This is a genomic window from Streptomyces sp. NPDC045967, from assembly GCF_056430495.1.
The window spans coordinates 54,011-70,744 of sequence record NZ_JBWKLE010000023.1 but is presented as its reverse complement, the minus strand read 5'-3'; the positions used below and the strand labels follow the sequence as shown (position 1 = coordinate 70,744).

Genomic DNA, 16,734 nt, shown 5'->3' with positions numbered 1-16,734 from the left:
CGATGGCGTTCGCCCTAGAACAGCCCGCAGCCGCGCGCCCTCTGCAGGATCGTCGACGCCGTTGTCGCCCACACTCACGCGGCTGCTCCTCAAGTCGTCATGGTCTACCTGTTCGACTCTCAGGCACCGACGGCCTGGCCGCTCTGCCCACACGCGAACGGGGCGTGCCTGGCCTAGCGGTCGGCCGTTGCACCCTCTCGCGAGGCGGCCGCATCCTGCCCGGCATGCTCTCTCGCCTCCTTCAGCTGTATGACCCTTGGCGCTCAGGCCATCCCGCGCGGGACGGCCTGAGCAATAGTGGCGAGTGGGTCGAAGTTTTGGCACTACCGGTTGCTAGAACGCATCTGAGCTGGGTGCGAAGGCCTCTCGGATATCGGCCGGGGTGTCTGGCAGCGGTTCGAGCTCGTCGATCCACGCCGCGTCATCGCGGTACCGAGCTAGAAACGGCCTGCCGGTTAGCGACTGGTCGCGAGCCTGTAGAAACCGCAGCTGTAGCAGTCCAGAGAGAACCCCGTCGACCACAAGCTTGCCCGGCGCTGCAGACATCACCGGGCCACGGACAGTTCGAGCGAGGCCGGGTAGCGCGCGGTACGCGGCGTTGAACAGCTCGTGGGCTCGCACGAGCGGTACCTTGAAGTAGTCCCTCGGGCCAGTGTCGCGGGCGATAAACATGTAGTACGGGACTGCGCCGAGGTCGAACTCGTTGGTCCACAGATCGGCGAGCGCGGCGGCGTCATCGTTCACATGCGCGATGAGTGGCGACTGGCAATAGATCCGCGCATCAGTGGAGAGGATGCGGTCCACCGCTTTCCGCGCCACCGGCGTGCTCAGCTCGCGGGCGTGGCTGTAGTGCGCCATCACGGCGAGCGTGCGGCCAGTTGCGATGATGTCCTTGAACAACCGCAGTATGTCGTCGGCGTCGTCGTCGGTCACGAACCGCGCGGGCCAGTATGCGACGGCCTTCGTACCGATTCGGATGGTGCGCACGGTGTCGACGGCCAGCAGTGGCTCGATGTGCCTGCGCAGCCGGTCGACCGACATGACCATGGGGTCCCCGCCGGTGATTAGTACGTCGGTGACGTTGGGGTGCGCTTGGAGGTACTTGACCAGCCGATCGGCCTCACTTGCGGCGAAGCGCAGATCGGCGTCGCCGACGAACTGGGCCCAGCGGAAGCAGTACGTGCAGTAGCTGTGACAGGTTTGGCCCTGCCGGGGGAAGTAGAGCACCGTGCGCTCGTACTTGTGCTGCATACCTTCGACCGCCAGCCCGTCCAGTGCGTGCACGTTCAGCTCGCGCTGCCCGTCTGGGTGCGGGTTGAGATCGGTCCTGATGCGCCGGACTTCCTGCTTGAGTCGAACTCCGGACGCAGCGGCCAACGCGGCCTCGGCGCCCGAGGAGAGCATTCCGGGCTGCGGGAATACAAGCTGGAAGATGGGGTCGTTCGGCACGGCATCCCAGTCGATCAGCTCTTCTAGGACGTACTGGTTGACGCGGAAGGGGAGTACCAACGAGAACAGTCGGATTGTCTCAGCAAGGCCGTCCGGCAGCGGGTACCGCCGAACAAGCTCGTTGAGCTTGGCCGGTCCGATCGCTTCGAATCGAGTGCTCATGACATCACCACCGGCCGCGGCACGGCGCCGGCCGAGCCGTTCACGTTCATCGTCGTGCTGTCGAACAGGGATCGCTCCATCAGCCCCACGAGCGTGTCGCCGAGGCACAGCGCGCCGAATACCTGTCTGCGCCCGGATGCTGGCTCAACGACCTGCTGCACCACGGCGGCGGGTCGGGCATAGGCGGTCGTGCGGACCAGTGCGCGCCATTCACTTGCGGAGTACTCGCGTCCGAAGTGCACGTCGTTGCCGCCGTAACCGAAGCCGCCCTTCAGGACGAGGTTCTCCTGCTCGTCCTCGACGTGGTTGAGCTGGTCCGCAGTCAGCTCCCGCGACCACGGCGTCTTTACCTCGACGGCCCCGTCGGCCCACGCCAGTGCGCGGGCGAGAACAACCTTGTTACTGACCAGGTCACCGCTGAAGTCACCAATGAACTGGATGCCACGGTCGGCGAGCTCGGCGAGCACCCGGTCGAGCACCTCGGCCTCTATTGCATTCTGCGGCCTGCCAAACATGCGCCACACGGCGCACCCCGCTGGCACGCCGGTCGTATCCTCGACCGCGTTCAGCGAGCACAGCACGCCATGCCGTGCCAGCTCGGATATGAAAACCACATCGTGAAAGCTCTTGGTGTCGTTCGCCAGCTCCCTCGCCCACTTGGTCAGTCTGACTTCCGTCACGCCGATTTCGGCGAGGCGCTGCGCCATCACTGCCACGGCTGATCCGTTACGGGAACCGGTTTCGCGGCAAATGAGGTCGTGCATGGGGAAGAACGTCGCAGTGCTGCCGATATTGAGTTCCAGCACTTGCGGCCCATCCGGCGTCAGAACGACGTCAGGACGCCACACCCATAGCGAGTTGCCGGTGGGGTGCGGGCGGAAGTAGCGCACCTGCTCGTGGTTGGCGCCGACCGACAGGGCGAGCGCCTCATGGTCGCCGCCCCACTCTTCTTGGATGTACGTCAGCACCAGCTCGCGCACGCCCAGGGCGGCGTCCGCGCAGTGCTGGAACGTCAGCCGGTCTAGCGTCGGCAGCGAATCGAGCGCGACGTGGTCAGCGAAGGGGACGCCGAACTGTCGCAAAGCCTGACGCATCCGGTCAGCCACGGGTCACCTCCACCATCCGCAGCAGCATCTGCTCCAGGAGCGGACCGGGCAGCGCAGTGTTCACCCGTACGAATCCCGGGGCCCCGAACGGTCCTCCGTCCGATACCCGTACTCCATTTGCCAGTAGCGCACCAGCAGGGTCCGCAGCGATCCGAGTGTCCCGCATGTCCAGCCATGCCAGGTAAGTCGCCTCGTGTGGAACCCAGCGCACATTGGGCATCTCCCGGATCTGAGCGTCCACCCGCTCACGATGTCCAGCCAAGTAGGACACTGCGGCATCGGCCCACGCGTCGCCGTGGCACCATGCGGTTTCGTTAGCGATGGCGCCGAGGATGCCCGGGGTGGCACCACGCGCGAGACGACGGGACAGCATCGACCGATGCAGTTTCTCGTCGGGACCGACCGCCAGCGCGTACTTGAGCCCGTTGACGCCGAATGTCTTGCTCGCCGAGACCAACGTGATGGTGCGCGCCGCAACGTCGTCACCCAGGGAGGCCGTCGGGACGTGCCGGCAGCCGGGCAAGGTGAGGTCGGCGAAGACTTCGTCGCTGATGATCCAGCCGTCGTGGCGTAGCACGACGTCCGCGACCTCGCGGAGCTCCTCGGCGGACCACGACCGGCCGGTCGGGTTGTGCGGCGAGCACAGCAGCAGTACCCGTGCGCCGTCAGCCATCGCAGCGTCGATCCGAGAGACGTCGAGTACCGGCACCCGCAGCGCGTGCCTGCCAAGATCCTCGACGACGAACGTGAACGTTGGATACGTCGGGATTGGCACCACCACTGGGTCACCTGGATCGGTCAGCAGCTCCACCGCAGCCGACATCGCGGCCACCACGCCGCCGTGCGCTCCCGCGTACGAAACGTCGGGCCGCCAGCCGTAGCGGCGCTGGGACCACTCGGCCCACGCGCGCGGGACAGCGGTGTCCTCGTGTAGGTAGCCGAGATCACCTCGGCTGATCGCTGCGACGAGTGCCTCCGCAATCGGTTCGGCGAGCGGCAGATCCTGGTCGGCCACCCAACCCGCGAGCACACCCGGCGGCAACTGCCACTTGTCGCCGCGCTTGCTGCCCAATTCTTCGGCATCGATCGCATCAGCGGCCGTTGCGAAATCGTTGATCATTTGTTCCTTATGACAGTACGGTTGGTCAAGAACCACATGCGAGGAGGGCGGGTGCGCCAGGTCGACTGGAGCGAGCTAGGTGAGGAGCTGGAGAAGCTCGGCAAGGCGCGCCTGCAGTGGCAACGTGCGGCAGCCCGCTGGCTCGCGGATCTGGCCCCAACGCCGCGGCGCGTCCTGGACGTGGGCTCCGGGCCGGGAGTGATGGCGGCCGTGCTTGCGGAGACATTCCCGGACGCCGAGGTCGTTGCGGTCGACTGCGAGCCCGCGTTGCTGAAGCGGGCCGCCAAGTATGGGGTCGGCACACTCCTCGCGAACCTCGACACCGATCCGCTTCCGGACGCCGACCTGGTATGGGCTGGAGCCGTCCTACACCACCTGCACGACTCGGCCGCGTTCCTGCGCCGGACCGGTGGGCTGCTGGCGATCGCGGAGAGTGGGTTGCCTGACCGCTTTCTACCCGCCGATACCGGCCACGGTCGTCCCGGACTGCAAGGGCGCCTCGACGCGATCACCGAAGAGACACTCGGCCGGAAGAACGACTGGCCCACGCTGCTCCGCGCCGCCGGCCGCACGGACGTGCGCAGCAAGAGCTTCTTGTTCGACCACCCTGCTCCGCTCGGCGAGGAGCACCGTCGACACGTGCACGACAGCCTGCGCAGGCTCCGGCACATGCATGCCGACCGCATAACCCCCGACGATTGCGCCCAGTTGGACGTGCTATTGGCTCCGGAGCACCCGGACGGGGTCCTCCGGCGTCCTGACGTTTTCCTGCTAGGTGCGTCCACGGTCCACACAGCAGTCACCCCGCCTGAGCAGTGAAGGTAAGTCCGGACAACCGGAGCGCGGGCGTGTAGGCGTCGCCGTAGTGGCGTTCTGCAGTCACTGCGCGCTCTCTGCCGACGGCCTGGACCCTGCCTAGGGCGTCCAGAATGGAGTCAGTGAACCGCAGATCGCGTACGCCGCCCACGATTCGGCCGTCCTCGACCAGGAATGTGCCATCACGAGTCGTGCCGGTCACGGTCGACCGGGTGGGGTCGACGACGTTCGTGTAGTGGAACCGGGTGACGTAGATGCCGCGTTCCAGACCGCCGACGAGCTCATCCATGCTCGCGTCGCCCGGTTCGACGACAACGTGCAATGGGCTGCCAGCGAACGGGTTCTGCGGCGGCGCGGCGTGTCCTGTTGGCTGCACACCTGCAGCGCGGGCCGTAGCCCGATCGTAAGTCGCAGCTACTGCAATGCCGCGGTCGATCAGCGGCAGCCGCCGGGTCGGTGTGCCCTCCGCGTCAAACGGAGCGCCGGCAAGGTGAGGCGAGCACGGGTCGTCCGTGATCGTGACGAGGGGTGAGCAGACCGATGTGCCAAAGCGGTCGCACAGCGCGGAGCTGCGGTCGGTGACGGCCGATCCGGCGAACGCCAACGCGGCGAGACGGTGGGCCAGCACCCCGGTCGCTCCTGGCTCCAGGACGACCGGGTAGGTGCCCGCTGGCACCTCCCGCGGGTTTCCGCCGAGCCGCACCTTGCGGTCGGCACGCTCGCTTAGCGCTCTCACGTCCAGGCCGGTCAGTGCGGGGGCCGCGTCCTCGACGTACCCGGACGACTCGTCGCCGATGGCGAGCACGCTGAGGTATGCCCTGGTCCCCGTGTAGTAGGCGCGCACGCCGAGGTTGTTCACCACGCACTGTTCGCGGTCCGAGGTTTCGACCAGGCCGTGTGCGCGGACGCTCACCAGGTCGGCGACCGTCCGCACCACCTCGGTGCGTTCGGTTGGTGTGCAATTGGCCGTTGCCGCATCGTCGACGCAGGTGTTCGTATAGGACAGAGCGCCGGAGGGTAGGCCACCGAAGCCCTTGGACGGCTCTACCGAGCGCGCCAACGTAACGGCGCGTCTGGCCGCCTCGGAGACAGCCGAGAGGTCCGACGTGGACGCTGTGGCCACTCGCACACCTGCGTTCCCAGCATCGAATACCGCGCGTATGCGGACCTCCAGACGGTGTCGGATCCCGTGCTGGTAGACGCCGTCCTCACCGAACCGGGTGTGTCCGGACGCCGCGTTTGACACCGACACCTCGACATGGTCCGCCAGTGACAGCACTTCCTCGGCGGCCGCGAAGATCCGATCCGCGCCGAGCCGGCTCATCGGTTGCCCACCGTGGCACGGAAGCGCGCGGGTGGTGCGCCGTTGCCGACTCGGACGGTCTGGCCAGGCTGGCCCTTGCCGCAGATGGGGACGCTCCACATCCGCCACGAGTCGGCACCCCCAATGCCGTCGCATGACTGCCAGAACGGCAGCGTCCGCCCGCCGTACGCGGCGTTGCGGTAAAGCCTGCCCAATCGTCCGTTGTGAACCTCGTAAGCTACTTCGCAGCCGAACTGGAAGTTGGTCCGACGGTCGTCGATGGACCAGGACCGGTTGGTGCCTAGCAGGAATCCGCGCTTGGTATCGGCGACGAGGTCGTCGAGCCCGATCGTGTTCTGGCCGGGCTGGAGCGACACGTTGGTCATCCGGACTAGCGGTAGTGATCCCCAGGAGTCCGCGCGAGCGGTGCCGGCTGACCGTTCCTTCAGCGTGGCTGCTGACTGTCGGTCAGTAAGGAAGCCTGTCAGAACCCCCCCGGTCACGAGCTGCACGGTGGACGCCGGAGTGCCCTCCGCGTCGAAGCCGTAGGTTCCTGCCCCTCCGGGCGCGGTCGTGTCTGCGACAACCGACACTAGTGGTGATCCGTACCGCAGGGTGTTCCGGTCGACCGGTCGGACGAATGAGCCGCCTGCGTACGCCAGTTCGGTACCGAGAATTCGGTCGAGCTCCAGTGGGTGCCCCATTGACTCGTGTACCTGCATGGCGAGCTGTGACGACTCCAATAGCACATGAGAGTCTTCGACGAACGGCAGTACCGGCGCGGTCAGCAACGCGACCGCCTCAGCGGCGGCCTGCGGGGCGTTGCCTGTCAAGTCCATGGCAATGACCTCCTCCCAGCCACCCGAGCGCACGAGCCCGCGGAATGAGCACGGGTAGGACCGCCGCTGGACGACGCCGCCGTCTGCGGCAAGTACCGAGATGCCTGCGCCGACGTTCAGGATCGTCTGGTGTATCAGCGAGCCCTCGGTGCATCCGTAGACGGTGGTCGACCGCCATGCGTCTGTGGTCCCGTCCACGTGCTGGACACCGGGAATCCCAAGAGCCGCAGTTGTGGCTTCCAGCATGTGCGCGGCACGGTCTGCGATCGGCACATCCAGGGCGTCGGTCAAATGCGGAGTGACGAACGTGCCGACGATGGGTTCCCTAGCCACCAAATTGCTTGGCTTGCCGACGCCGGCGCGGGCGATGTCCACGGCAAGCGCGACTGTTTCGGCCATGTTCGTGCCAGTCGTCGAGGCGAAGCCCCAGTGCCCGTCGACGAGGACGCGGACACCCACTCCACGGTCGTGCGACCGGTCGACCCGCACTATTCGCTCGTTACGTACGTCGATCAGCTCGTGGTTGTCCTCACCAGCACGAGCGTCAGCAAATGAGCATCCCATCCGGCGAGCTGCGGCGAGCGCTGCGGCAATCAACTCTTCCATGCATCAGCTCACAATCTGGCAGCGAATGGACGTGTTCGTCCATTCGCGACGGTCGTGCAGAACGACGTGATCGCTCGCGCCGAACCGGAGTATGCGTTCCTCGGTCCAGCCCTCGAAGCGGTACTCGCCATCACCGACCGGCACGAGACGGCACGCCGCTCCTGCGTCGGTGCGCAGCACTGGATGGCCGCCTTCGTCGGCGACGCGGCACCGCACCGTGCCGCTAGCGCCGTCGATGTCCGCGAGGAGGTTCGTGGCCAGCGCCGCTGGAAGCTCGAAGGCGATCGGTGGGCCGAACGGCGTCACAGGCTTGCGAGGCCGGTTCAGGATGATCCGCTGCGCCGCCCATGTGTCCTGGAACGCGGGGGGAAACCGGCGCAGCAGCTGGCCGTTGACGAGGCAGTCCATGACGAGGTGCACGCGCCGTTGGTCGCCGTCATTGCGCACCGAGTGGGGCAGTGTGAAGTTGGCGTACCACAGGTGGCCCGGCGTCCAGTGGTGGTCACGTCCGCCTATGTGCAGTAACGAACCCTCGTTCGTGACGATCGGGATGTGTAGCCGTACCTGGCCGTACCCAAAGCCGGTGAACTGGTCCACGTGCTCGTCCAGCGCCGAGTGCGCGTTGAGCGCCATAAGCCGTACTGCGCGGAACTCGCAGCCGAGTTCGCCGAGCACCGCACGGAACGCGGGAAGTCGGTCGAGGATCTCGGTGAACCCGAAGGGCTCCACGGACGCGCCACCCGGATCGGTACGGTCCATAGAGCCGCCTGGGCTGTGCAGGGGCACGCACATCCAGCTGGGTGAGATCGGCATGCCGACCACGCCAGCGGCGTACGGTCGCTGATGGTCCCAGCTCGTCTGGTTCAGTGCGGCCAGGTCGGCTCGCAGGGCCTCAGCGTCGGCGGTGAAGTCCAGCCGCAGCGCGGCAGTGGACTGGACCTGAAGATCGGAAGTCATCGCGCTCCCTCACGCACCGCGGAATATGCCAGCCGCTGCAGCCCGGCCAGCACTCGGTCGGTGGGCAGGCCGAAGTCCACCAGACATGCCACCTCGTCAACGCCCGCATCCGCGAGTTCGGTCAGTAGCGGCAGGCAGTCCTCCCACGGCCCGATTAGCGCGGTGCCGCCGACAAGTTTGCGAAACGCGACGTCCACGACTTCGTTGAGCCGGCGCTCGGCCTGCGGGTCCCACTTCATCTCGAGCCCGCCGCCGAGCTGGCCACCCGCCACCGCGGCGCCAACATCGAGGTCCGCTGACGCCCGTAGATACCGCCGCAAGGGAACAGACACCTCGGCAACGGCGTCGTCTCCTATGTAGGTGTGCAGCATGACAGCGACGCGACCGCGGTCGTGCCCTGCGGCGGCGCGTGCTGCGCGGTAAGTCTCGACCTTTTTGTGGACCCCGCCGATATCCTGGTGCAGAAGGTGCGTCAGCAGATTCGCGCCAGACTCACCGGCCGCGCGCGCTGTTGACTCGCCCGGGCCTGAGGATGTCAGCCACACCGGTAGCTGGGGTTGCACGGGCTGTGGGAACACCCGTACCTCGGTCTCAACACCGGCTCCGTTGTTCCTGCGTGCGGCTCCACCCTCCCACAGACGACGAACGTCCTTCAGGTGTTCCAATGTTCGCTGTCGGCGGTCTGCGTAGGCTCCCGGGGCGAGCACGAAGTCGTCCGCGTGCCATCCAGACCCAAAGGACACCTCGACACGGCCGCCGGACAGGTTGTCTACGACCGCCCAGTCCTCGGCCAGCCGGATTGGGTCGTGCAGCGGCGCGACGACGCTGCCGGCGCGGATTGTGACTCGAGAGGTCCACCCAGAGAGTGCCGCACCGACGATGGCTGGGTTCGGGAAGAGGCCGCCAAACTGGTGAAAGTGCCGTTCGGGGGTCCACACAGCGCAGAACCCGTTCTGGTCGGCAAACGTGCTAGCGACTCGCAGCATCTCGTAGCGGTCTGTGCTGTCGTCGTCGGAATGGCTGCCGAAGAACAGTAGGCTGAAATCGAGGTCAGCCATGGTCAACTCCTATCGTCTTGAGCAGCGCTGCGTGGTCGGTCTTGCCGCGCGCCGTGCGGGGAATCTCATTCACTACGTGTACTGCGTCCGGCATCATCGACCGCCCAAGCTGCCTGAGCAGTAGTGCGCGCAGATCCGGGACGTCCCCCACCACGGCGAGCACGACCTGTAGGCCTGCTGGTCCTTGGCGGACAAAGGCTGCGGCGCGGTCGACGCCTGCGCCCAGCGCTGCGGCCTCGATCTCAGCCAGCGGCACCAAGACGCCGCGCCGCTTCACAGCCCGGTCCGCCCGGCCTATGAATTCGTACAAGCCGTCTCGCAGCTTCACGACATCGCTCGTGACGAACGACGGGCGCCCGTCAGAACGCCGCGGAAAGTCCGCGTCGTGGTATCCGGCAGCGAGGTGGTTGCCGGTGAGGCGCAGTAGACCGGTCCCGTGAGGCTGCCCGTCGAGGGGCAATAGGTCGGCCTCCGTGCCGGGGATCGGCGTTCCAAGTGGAACAGTCGCCGAAGAACCGTTGTATCCGGCCGGAATCCGGTACCGCAGTTTGACAACGGTGGACTCGGTTGGGCCGTAGAGGTGTGTCAATGGTGTCGCGTGCAGACGTTGCCACCGCCGGACGTACTCGGTAGGCAGCGCTTCGCCGGACAGCAGCAGGTGGCGTAGTGCGGGGTAGGTGGCCGGCATCCGTTCGTGCAGCTGCACTAGGTCCAAGAACCGGGAGGGCAGCAGGCACAGGAACGTGACGCCGGCTTCGCGGATCCACGTGTCGACAGCACGGGCGTCGCCGAGCGTAGGTGGGAAGCACACGCGCCCCCCAGCTAGCAGCGTTGCCCAGACCTCCTTGAACGCGAAGTCGAAGTCCAACCTTGCGAGGTGGGCAACCCGGTCATCTGGGCTCATCTGAAACTCGTCGACCTGCCACTGCAGGTACTCCCGCAAACTGCTGCGCCGACCGAGAACGATCTTAGGCGCGCCGGTGGTGCCCGAGGTCGCGAGGGCGTAGCCGATGTCGGCCTGCAACGGCGGTCCCTTTGGCGTCTGCAGGATGTGGGAGTCATCGGACAGGACGGCGTTCACGCCAAGCTGCTCGATGACGTGCGGGGCGCGTGCCGGATCCAGCGGCATCGGAACGGCGTCAGCCATCCAAGCACCGAGCATCGCGACGACGGAGTCCGGTCCGTGCGACATCACTATCGCTACAGGTCTGCGAGCATACGGCCGCAGCACGTCGGCGATGGCGCCTGCGCGGTCAAGCAACTCCCGGTACGTCACGGACCCGGTTGCGGTCTCTAATGCGACGCGGTCCGAGGGTTCGAGTTTCATTTCGGCACACCCGTCACACGGCGGACGTACTCGCGGGCAGTGGGAGTCACATACAAGTCATCGACGTGCAGCGGCACGCGCAACAAGTCGGCGCAGCGCGTCGTGACAACTGCGGCGGCCAGCGAGTGCCCCCCCAGGTCCGCAAAGAAGTCCTGGTCCACGCCCGCGGACTCGATGCCAAGCGTGTCCGCCCAGATGGCCGCGACCCTGTGGGCCAGCTCGTTGAGGTCATTCGCAGCGGGATCAGCCACGGCGGTTGCCTCCACCCGAGCACACATCGTTGACCTGACTCGCCAGCCGCCTCCCGGCGAGGATGTCACGCACCTGGCCCACTGTGCTGGCCGCAAGCGCCGCACGGGTCTCCACTGTCATGCCCGCGACGTGCGGGGTGAGCACGACATTGGGCGCGCTCAACAACGGGTGGTCCGGCGCCGGAGGCTCTTCCGGGTAAACGTCGACCGAAGCCCCGGCCAGGTGACCGTCGTGCAGGGAGTTCGCCAGCGCCACCAGGTCGACGACTGTGCCGCGAGAGGTATTGATGAGAAAGCTGCCGCGACGCATAGCGGCGAGCTCGGTGGCGCCGAACATACCGCGTGTTTCCTCGTTGGCTTCCACGTGCACGGTGACGACTCCGGCCACCGCTAGCAGTTCGCCCAAGGTGGATGCCCGCGTCGCGCCGGCTGCGTTCATCGTCGCCTCGGACACGTACGGGTCGTAGGCGTGCACCTGCATGCCGAACGCGAGGGCCCTGGAAGTCACATGCTTGCCGATGTGACCGAAACCGACCACGCCCAGCGTGCGACCCTTCAGCTCGACCCGCTGTGCCGTTGCCCGGTCGGGCCATTGATGCGCCAGTGGCTCGTCGCGGTGAAACTGCCTGGTCAGTGCGACCATTACACCGATTGTGTGCTCGGCGACCGCGACGCCGCCGAGCCCGGGGTTGTTAGCGACCGCTATGCCGCGGCGGGTCGCCTCGGCGACATCAATGCGGTCGAGGCCGCGTCCGGACGACAGCACGGCCCGCGCCTTGGGCGCAGAGTCGAGCACCTCCGCGCCGACCTCCGTCGGATACCGCGCGACGATCGCTTCGGCATGTCCCAATTTTGCAGGCAGCGGGCCACCAGGAGCAAGAACGACCTCCGCGAACTCAGTCAACTCCGCCTCGGCACGCTCGTCGTACAGCGGACCGCCGAGCAGTACAACCAGCGGCCGCGGGCCCTCCGCGTCAACCGGCATCGGCACAGTGGACTCAGCGGAGTTCGGCTGGGGGCGCAGATGCGTGAGGAACTCTTCGGTCCGCGAGGTGAGCGCGCGCTCAATCGGCAACGCCTCTATCGTCCGTGCACCGAAGAAGCCGTGCACCACGGGGACCTCGGCGAGCAGCTCCGCGACGTCTGCCGGTTCGGCCACAGCACCACCGTGGCACAGTACGACCGAATCGGAGTTGCGGGCCAACGCTGCGCCGGCCATCTCCGCGACGAGTGGAACGGCCTCGGAAACGGTCTCGGTAGCCGGGGTCGCGCATACAACGATGTCGACTCCAACCGCCGCCATCGCATCGGCCTCATCAGGAGTGAACACCATGGCGACGGTCATGAGTCCACGCTCGGCGGCCGCCGCCATCAGTTCGACCTCGCGGGCGAACCCGAGCCCAGCGAGCTCCATCTGCTCGCGGAACACGCCATCGTAGAACCCCGCCGTCGGGTAGTTCTGCACACCGTCAGCGCGTTGTGCAACGACGCGGTCGAGCAGGTCGTCGTGCGCGATCCCGGGATCCCACGCGCACACGCCGACCAGTACGGGCACGTCACCGGTGACGGCGCGGATGCCTGCGGTGGCGTCCAAGGCGACCTTGTTGGAGTTCGTAAGAGGGAGCAGACCGCTGATCGCAGGATGGCCCTGCATCTGCTGCACCCGATTGTTGTAGACCGTGACAAAGTCGGCGCCCGATCGCGCTATCAGTTTGGCCGAGAGACCCGAGCCGACTGCGGCACCGAGAATCCGCTCACCTCGCCGTGCCTTCTCGCGAAGGTACGCGGCGACCTTCTTGCCCTGTGCTGGAACCACCTGTACTTGCTCCCTGTATGTCAACTGCTCTGATAACTCACGTCTCCGCCCGCACTGCCCGCCGGGACACAGACATGCCGACCAGCGCGGCAACGACGGCACCGATCACCGCGAATGCGGCAGGCGCCACCAGGGCAGCGCGGCCGCTCACCTGTGCTGCTGCAGACGTCACCACGACGGCACCGATCGCCGCGCCGACCTGGTTGAATGACACAACCCACGACTGTGCCTCAGTGGCGTAGCGGTCCGGCGTCAGGTCGGCTGCGGTCATGGCGACTGCTGCGAGCGTCGGTGCGAGCGCGAGCCCGGCGATCGGTGCTGCGATTGCGACGAGCGCGACGTTGGTCGCCGCCAGCGGGACGATCGCGAGCCCGGCGGCGAATGCAAGCAGCAGTTTCGGCAGCTGCCGCAGGCTGCTCGACCTCTTCGTCCGCTGACCCCAGTAAAGGCCGCCGAAGATACTGCCGAGTGACACCAGTGCGACGAACACGCCTGTCAGCCAATGGACTTGGTGTACGTCCGCAAACGCAGGTAGACCGATCATCACCGCTGACAGCGCTGCATTTGCGAAGACCACGACGACCAGCAGCTGCCAGAAACCCTTGCTGCGCAACGCACCCAGCAGGTCGCGCTGCTGCTTGCCGCTTGGCTGGGGTGCATTCTGCGGCAGCGAGAGCAGGCAGAAGCTGCCCAGCATGGTGAGTAGCAGCACTCCGGCCATCCCGGCCACTACTGACCACGCCACCAGTGCTGTCGCAAGCAACGGCCCGACGATGAACGACAGGTCGACGAATGTTGCGTCCACCGCCATCCCCGCCGAGCGCTCGTCCTTGTCCTTGATGCTTGCCCACATCGCGCGGACCGTCGGCCCGAGGGGCGGCGCGGTGATGCCGATCAGGCCAGCCAGGACAAGCGCGAACCAGAACCCGGCTTGCAGCTCGATTCCCAGGATCAGCGCAAGGATCACCGCAGAGTAGGCAGCGAGCGTCCAGCGGACGACTGCTCTCGCTCCTCTGGTGTCGACCATTCGGCCGCGTACTGGGGCGGTCGCGCCGAAGGCGAGCGAGTAGGTGGCTACTGCGACACCAGCGCGCGCGATGCCGAACTGGTCGGCCACGACCAGCAGCAGGCTCAGGCCAATCATTCCCTGGGGCAGTCGGGCGCCCAGCGAGGCTAACAAGTACAAGACGGACCGGCGACTGCCCAGCATTCGCCGGTACACGTGCACGTTGGTCTCCATGGTCAGCCGCCCAACCTCACAGGAAGGCTGCGCAGCCCGCGCAGCGTCGGATTGTGCTCCCATGTTGGCTCGCCGGCGAGCACCGTCCGCGGGAACGACTCGGCGAGCGGCACCAGTACAGAGCGGGCGATCACCTCGGCGTACGGTGCCCCGAAGCATGAGTGCGCACCGACTCCGAATCCGAGGTGTGGGTTGGGCGTGCGTCCCAAGTCGATGCGGCTGGGGTCAGCGAAGATCTCTTCATCGTGGTTCGCCGAACCCAGCAGCAGGACGACCTCGTCACCCTTGCGGATCTCTTGGCCCCGCAGGTCGACGTCGGTGAGTGCGACCTTTGTCTGCGCCTGGAACGGCCCGTTCCAACGGACGAGCTCGTGGAAGGCGGTGCCGAACGCGGGTGCCTCGCGCAGTGCCGCAGGTCCCGCCGGCAGCTCCAGCAACGCCAGCAGGGCGTTGCCCAGGAAGCGCTGCGTTGAATTGACCGTCGCGAGGACCAATACGCGAAAGGAATTGAAAATAACGTGTTCGGGCACACCTGCTGCGCGCATTTCCTGAATCGCGGAACGGAACGCTTCATCGAAGCCGCCGTCCGTAAACTCCTCATGCAGGAGTTCAGTCAACCGCGATCTTGCGTCCAATCCGGGTGCCTCAGTGGAAGCATCAAGGCCAGACATCATGCTTCGGACAATCAATTCCGAAGCTTCATCCAGTCGGTCACGCGTGGATTGTCCAATTCCGACCAGGCTGACGGCGGAAGCGGTGGTCAGCGGTATCGCGATGTCCTGTACGAAATCGACCGCATCCCGTTCTTTCGCGATCCGCAGCAGCTCGGCCGCCTTCGCGGCGGTGTGCCTGTGGAGTGCTTCGGCGTGCCGGATCCGGAAGGCGCGCTGCAGTGGTCGCCGCACTGCAGTCTGGTCGGGAGGGTCGAGGGTTTGGACGCTAACGATCGCGTCATCAGTGGGTATGCCGACGCGGCGGAAGTCCGAGCCAAACGTCAGCGCGTCCTTGAGTCCCCGGCGACACTCTGGATAAGTGGCCACAATCCACGCCCCGAGCTGCGGGTGCCACAAGGGCACAGTGGCCTCACGCAGGCGGCGATACGTAGCATATGGGTCTTGGACGAAGCTCGTCGAGTTCGGATCAAATTCAACGGAGTCTAATTCTCGCTGCTGAATGAGACTCTCCTCAGAGGTGCTGAATGCCATTGCTTAAGGGGGCCGCCGCGGCAAGTTGCCGCGGCGGCGCACCGTCATAACTCAGTAGGCGTGGCGCATCTCGTCACCCCCTAGCTGGCGTTGATCAACTTGGCTGGATCAGTGAATCCAATAGTTTCTGCCGTGTCAACAGATAAGTTTTGGGTTGGGGTTCACGGTTAGTTTTCCGCCACCTTTCGAACAGATCCCGCCGGTCTGCACGTGCAGAGCCCCGCTCCAGCGGGCGGAGAACGGAACGGTGGCGAGCTGACGCCGCCGAAGCACCGGAGAGCTTGGCTGCGGAGCGGAGGCCAGGCCAGCTCCCCGCCAAGCTCGCCTATGGACAGCCTTCGGCATCCCGACTTCGGCCTCGGACCGCTTGACCAACACCGTGGACCGCGGCTGCGCGGATCGTGCATGCAGGGCCACGGCCTCGGACTGCTGCGCGCTCTCGGCTGGGGCCCGGCGCATAACAGCCGCCTCGCCGGCGGTGAACCGCGGCTATGGGCCGGGAATCTGTCGTTCGGGCTGGTCAGCTTGCCGGTGGGCCTGTACACGGCCACCGAAGCCACACGATCCACTTCCATCAGCTTCAGCGCGGCACCTGTGACCGGATCCACAACCGGCGCGTGAACGAACGGACGGGGGACGAGGTAGAGCTCGACGACATCGTGAAGGGCTACGACACCGGCGACGAGTACGTCCTGGTCGAGCCAAAGGAGCTGGACGAGATCGCCCCGAGCCGTTCCCGCTCTCGGGAGATCACCGGGTTCGTGGAACTGGCGGAGGTGGATCCGATCTTCTTCGACAAGACCTCACCCGATGGGGGCACCCGTCGCCGTGGCGCCTTGACCTGCTGACGCGCCAGGGATTTCGTCTGCGCCGGGCCCGTGAACGCCCGGCCGCGCGATGGAAGACGCCCCCGCCCCCTTTCGCCGAGGACCGGCCAGAAGCATCACCATCCGTACGAGACCTGCTGACCCACTTCACGTAGCGCTCGCCGCCGGGGGCCGGTTTGGCGCGGAACAGCGACCACGATGCCTCAGGCCGCCCTGGCCCTCACCGAAGACCGCCGCCGCAGCACCGGCGAGTCCCAGCAGGCCCTGCACGCGCTTCTCAGCGACGACGAGCAGGCCTTCGGCATCAGGGGCGGCGGGCGAGGGCGTAGTCGATGCTGGAGGCATCGGCGACCCAATAGGTAGGACCGCCATGTTCGACGCCCCGCCCCTGCCACCGTCGACCGGATGCTGGCCGCCCAGCAGCACGCCGCCGACCAGTTCGGCCTGCGCGCCACCGGCCGCCGGGTGTGGGGTACCGGGGCCGGACCCTCTCGGCGCCCGCCGGCCCGCACCCGCAGGGTCTGCGCCGAGGCCGGAACCGAGGGCGGCAAGCTCTGGAACGGCCCGTAGGCGTAGTAGTAGGCGTCGATCTTCGGCTTCTCCCCGTAGCCAGCGGCTCCCGTCGCCCTGGCGAGGGAGGAGTGGAGGCCGT

15 protein-coding genes are annotated in these 16,734 nt (G+C 66.5%); 3 read left to right on the top strand and 12 right to left on the bottom strand.

The annotated features are described in order from the left end of the window. Nucleotides 1-333: 333 nt before the first annotated feature. From AC07FY_RS29815 to AC07FY_RS29805, 3 genes are read right to left on the bottom strand one after another with little or no spacing between them, the layout of a single operon-like run. Nucleotides 334-1,611 (bottom strand): KamA family radical SAM protein, encoded by a 1,278-nt coding sequence (locus AC07FY_RS29815; RefSeq protein WP_479012468.1) that lies wholly within the window; start codon nt 1,609-1,611, stop codon nt 334-336. Then, entirely contained in the window at nt 1,608-2,717 is a 1,110-nt protein-coding gene (locus tag AC07FY_RS29810) for a hypothetical protein (RefSeq protein ID WP_479012465.1), read from the bottom strand. Before AC07FY_RS29810 ends, AC07FY_RS29815 begins: the two co-directional genes overlap by 4 nt. After that, nucleotides 2,710-3,837: a MalY/PatB family protein gene (locus AC07FY_RS29805; protein WP_479012463.1), complete on the bottom strand. Its 1,128-nt coding sequence runs from the start codon at nt 3,835-3,837 to the stop codon at nt 2,710-2,712. Before AC07FY_RS29805 ends, AC07FY_RS29810 begins: the two co-directional genes overlap by 8 nt. A gap of 51 nt (nt 3,838-3,888) precedes the next feature. Between AC07FY_RS29805 and AC07FY_RS29800 the strand changes: the two genes are divergently transcribed. Further along, nucleotides 3,889-4,656 carry a class I SAM-dependent methyltransferase gene (locus AC07FY_RS29800; protein ID WP_479012460.1) on the top strand — a complete coding sequence of 256 codons (768 nt, stop codon included), beginning with the start codon at nt 3,889-3,891 and terminating at the stop codon, nt 4,654-4,656. Here the strand turns inward: AC07FY_RS29800 and AC07FY_RS29795 are convergent. The 9 genes from AC07FY_RS29795 to AC07FY_RS29755 are packed head-to-tail and all read right to left on the bottom strand — an operon-like array spanning nt 4,637 to nt 15,255. Continuing rightward, entirely contained in the window at nt 4,637-5,977 is a 1,341-nt protein-coding gene (locus tag AC07FY_RS29795) for a TldD/PmbA family protein (RefSeq protein ID WP_479012457.1), read from the bottom strand. The genes AC07FY_RS29800 and AC07FY_RS29795 overlap by 20 nt on opposite strands. Then, nucleotides 5,974-7,401, bottom strand: coding sequence for a TldD/PmbA family protein (locus AC07FY_RS29790; protein WP_479012455.1), 1,428 nt, complete (start codon nt 7,399-7,401; stop codon nt 5,974-5,976). The genes AC07FY_RS29795 and AC07FY_RS29790 overlap by 4 nt, the downstream gene beginning before the upstream one ends. Before the next feature lie 3 nt (nt 7,402-7,404). Beyond that, nucleotides 7,405-8,358 (bottom strand): aspartyl/asparaginyl beta-hydroxylase domain-containing protein, encoded by a 954-nt coding sequence (locus AC07FY_RS29785; RefSeq protein WP_479012453.1) that lies wholly within the window; start codon nt 8,356-8,358, stop codon nt 7,405-7,407. Beyond that, nucleotides 8,355-9,416 (bottom strand): MupA/Atu3671 family FMN-dependent luciferase-like monooxygenase, encoded by a 1,062-nt coding sequence (locus AC07FY_RS29780; protein ID WP_479012450.1) that lies wholly within the window; start codon nt 9,414-9,416, stop codon nt 8,355-8,357. The genes AC07FY_RS29785 and AC07FY_RS29780 overlap by 4 nt, the downstream gene beginning before the upstream one ends. Beyond that, complete coding sequence (locus tag AC07FY_RS29775; RefSeq protein WP_479012447.1) at nt 9,409-10,743, bottom strand: AMP-binding protein; 1,335 nt, start codon at nt 10,741-10,743, stop codon at nt 9,409-9,411. Before AC07FY_RS29775 ends, AC07FY_RS29780 begins: the two co-directional genes overlap by 8 nt. After that, nucleotides 10,740-10,994, bottom strand: coding sequence for a phosphopantetheine-binding protein (locus tag AC07FY_RS29770; RefSeq protein WP_479012445.1), 255 nt, complete (start codon nt 10,992-10,994; stop codon nt 10,740-10,742). Before AC07FY_RS29770 ends, AC07FY_RS29775 begins: the two co-directional genes overlap by 4 nt. Next, the gene (locus AC07FY_RS29765) at nt 10,987-12,810 is read right to left on the bottom strand and encodes a phosphoenolpyruvate hydrolase family protein (RefSeq protein ID WP_479012443.1); all 1,824 of its coding nucleotides are present in this window, start codon (nt 12,808-12,810) and stop codon (nt 10,987-10,989) included. Before AC07FY_RS29765 ends, AC07FY_RS29770 begins: the two co-directional genes overlap by 8 nt. Nucleotides 12,811-12,847: 37 nt before the next feature. Next, nucleotides 12,848-14,050: an MFS transporter gene (locus AC07FY_RS29760; protein ID WP_479012441.1), complete on the bottom strand. Its 1,203-nt coding sequence runs from the start codon at nt 14,048-14,050 to the stop codon at nt 12,848-12,850. A 2-nt stretch (nt 14,051-14,052) separates the two neighbouring features. Next, nucleotides 14,053-15,255 (bottom strand): cytochrome P450, encoded by a 1,203-nt coding sequence (locus tag AC07FY_RS29755; protein WP_479012438.1) that lies wholly within the window; start codon nt 15,253-15,255, stop codon nt 14,053-14,055. A gap of 491 nt (nt 15,256-15,746) precedes the next feature. On the opposite strand from AC07FY_RS29755, the gene AC07FY_RS29750 reads away from it, so the two are divergent. Beyond that, complete coding sequence (locus AC07FY_RS29750; protein WP_479012435.1) at nt 15,747-16,103, top strand: Ku protein; 357 nt, start codon at nt 15,747-15,749, stop codon at nt 16,101-16,103. A gap of 384 nt (nt 16,104-16,487) precedes the next feature. After that, on the top strand, nt 16,488-16,652 hold the full coding sequence (locus tag AC07FY_RS29745; RefSeq protein ID WP_479012432.1) for a hypothetical protein: 165 nt from the start codon (nt 16,488-16,490) through the stop codon (nt 16,650-16,652). Nucleotides 16,653-16,734 lie beyond the last annotated feature (82 nt).

What these genes read in the sequence shown, in the direction of transcription:
- AC07FY_RS29795 (WP_479012457.1), bottom strand. Translation starts at nt 5,977, where the DNA reads ATGAGCCGGCTCGGCGCGGATCGGATCTTCGCGGCCGCCGAGGAAGTG.
- AC07FY_RS29755 (WP_479012438.1), bottom strand. Translation starts at nt 15,255, where the DNA reads ATGGCATTCAGCACCTCTGAGGAGAGTCTCATTCAGCAGCGAGAATTA.
- AC07FY_RS29790 (WP_479012455.1), bottom strand. Translation starts at nt 7,401, where the DNA reads ATGGAAGAGTTGATTGCCGCAGCGCTCGCCGCAGCTCGCCGGATGGGA.
- AC07FY_RS29775 (WP_479012447.1), bottom strand. Translation starts at nt 10,743, where the DNA reads ATGAAACTCGAACCCTCGGACCGCGTCGCATTAGAGACCGCAACCGGG.
- AC07FY_RS29760 (WP_479012441.1), bottom strand. Translation starts at nt 14,050, where the DNA reads ATGGAGACCAACGTGCACGTGTACCGGCGAATGCTGGGCAGTCGCCGG.
- AC07FY_RS29780 (WP_479012450.1), bottom strand. Translation starts at nt 9,416, where the DNA reads ATGGCTGACCTCGATTTCAGCCTACTGTTCTTCGGCAGCCATTCCGAC.
- AC07FY_RS29745 (WP_479012432.1), top strand. Translation starts at nt 16,488, where the DNA reads ATGCTGGCCGCCCAGCAGCACGCCGCCGACCAGTTCGGCCTGCGCGCC.
- AC07FY_RS29805 (WP_479012463.1), bottom strand. Translation starts at nt 3,837, where the DNA reads ATGATCAACGATTTCGCAACGGCCGCTGATGCGATCGATGCCGAAGAA.
- AC07FY_RS29750 (WP_479012435.1), top strand. Translation starts at nt 15,747, where the DNA reads ATGGGCCGGGAATCTGTCGTTCGGGCTGGTCAGCTTGCCGGTGGGCCT.
- AC07FY_RS29815 (WP_479012468.1), bottom strand. Translation starts at nt 1,611, where the DNA reads ATGAGCACTCGATTCGAAGCGATCGGACCGGCCAAGCTCAACGAGCTT.
- AC07FY_RS29785 (WP_479012453.1), bottom strand. Translation starts at nt 8,358, where the DNA reads ATGACTTCCGATCTTCAGGTCCAGTCCACTGCCGCGCTGCGGCTGGAC.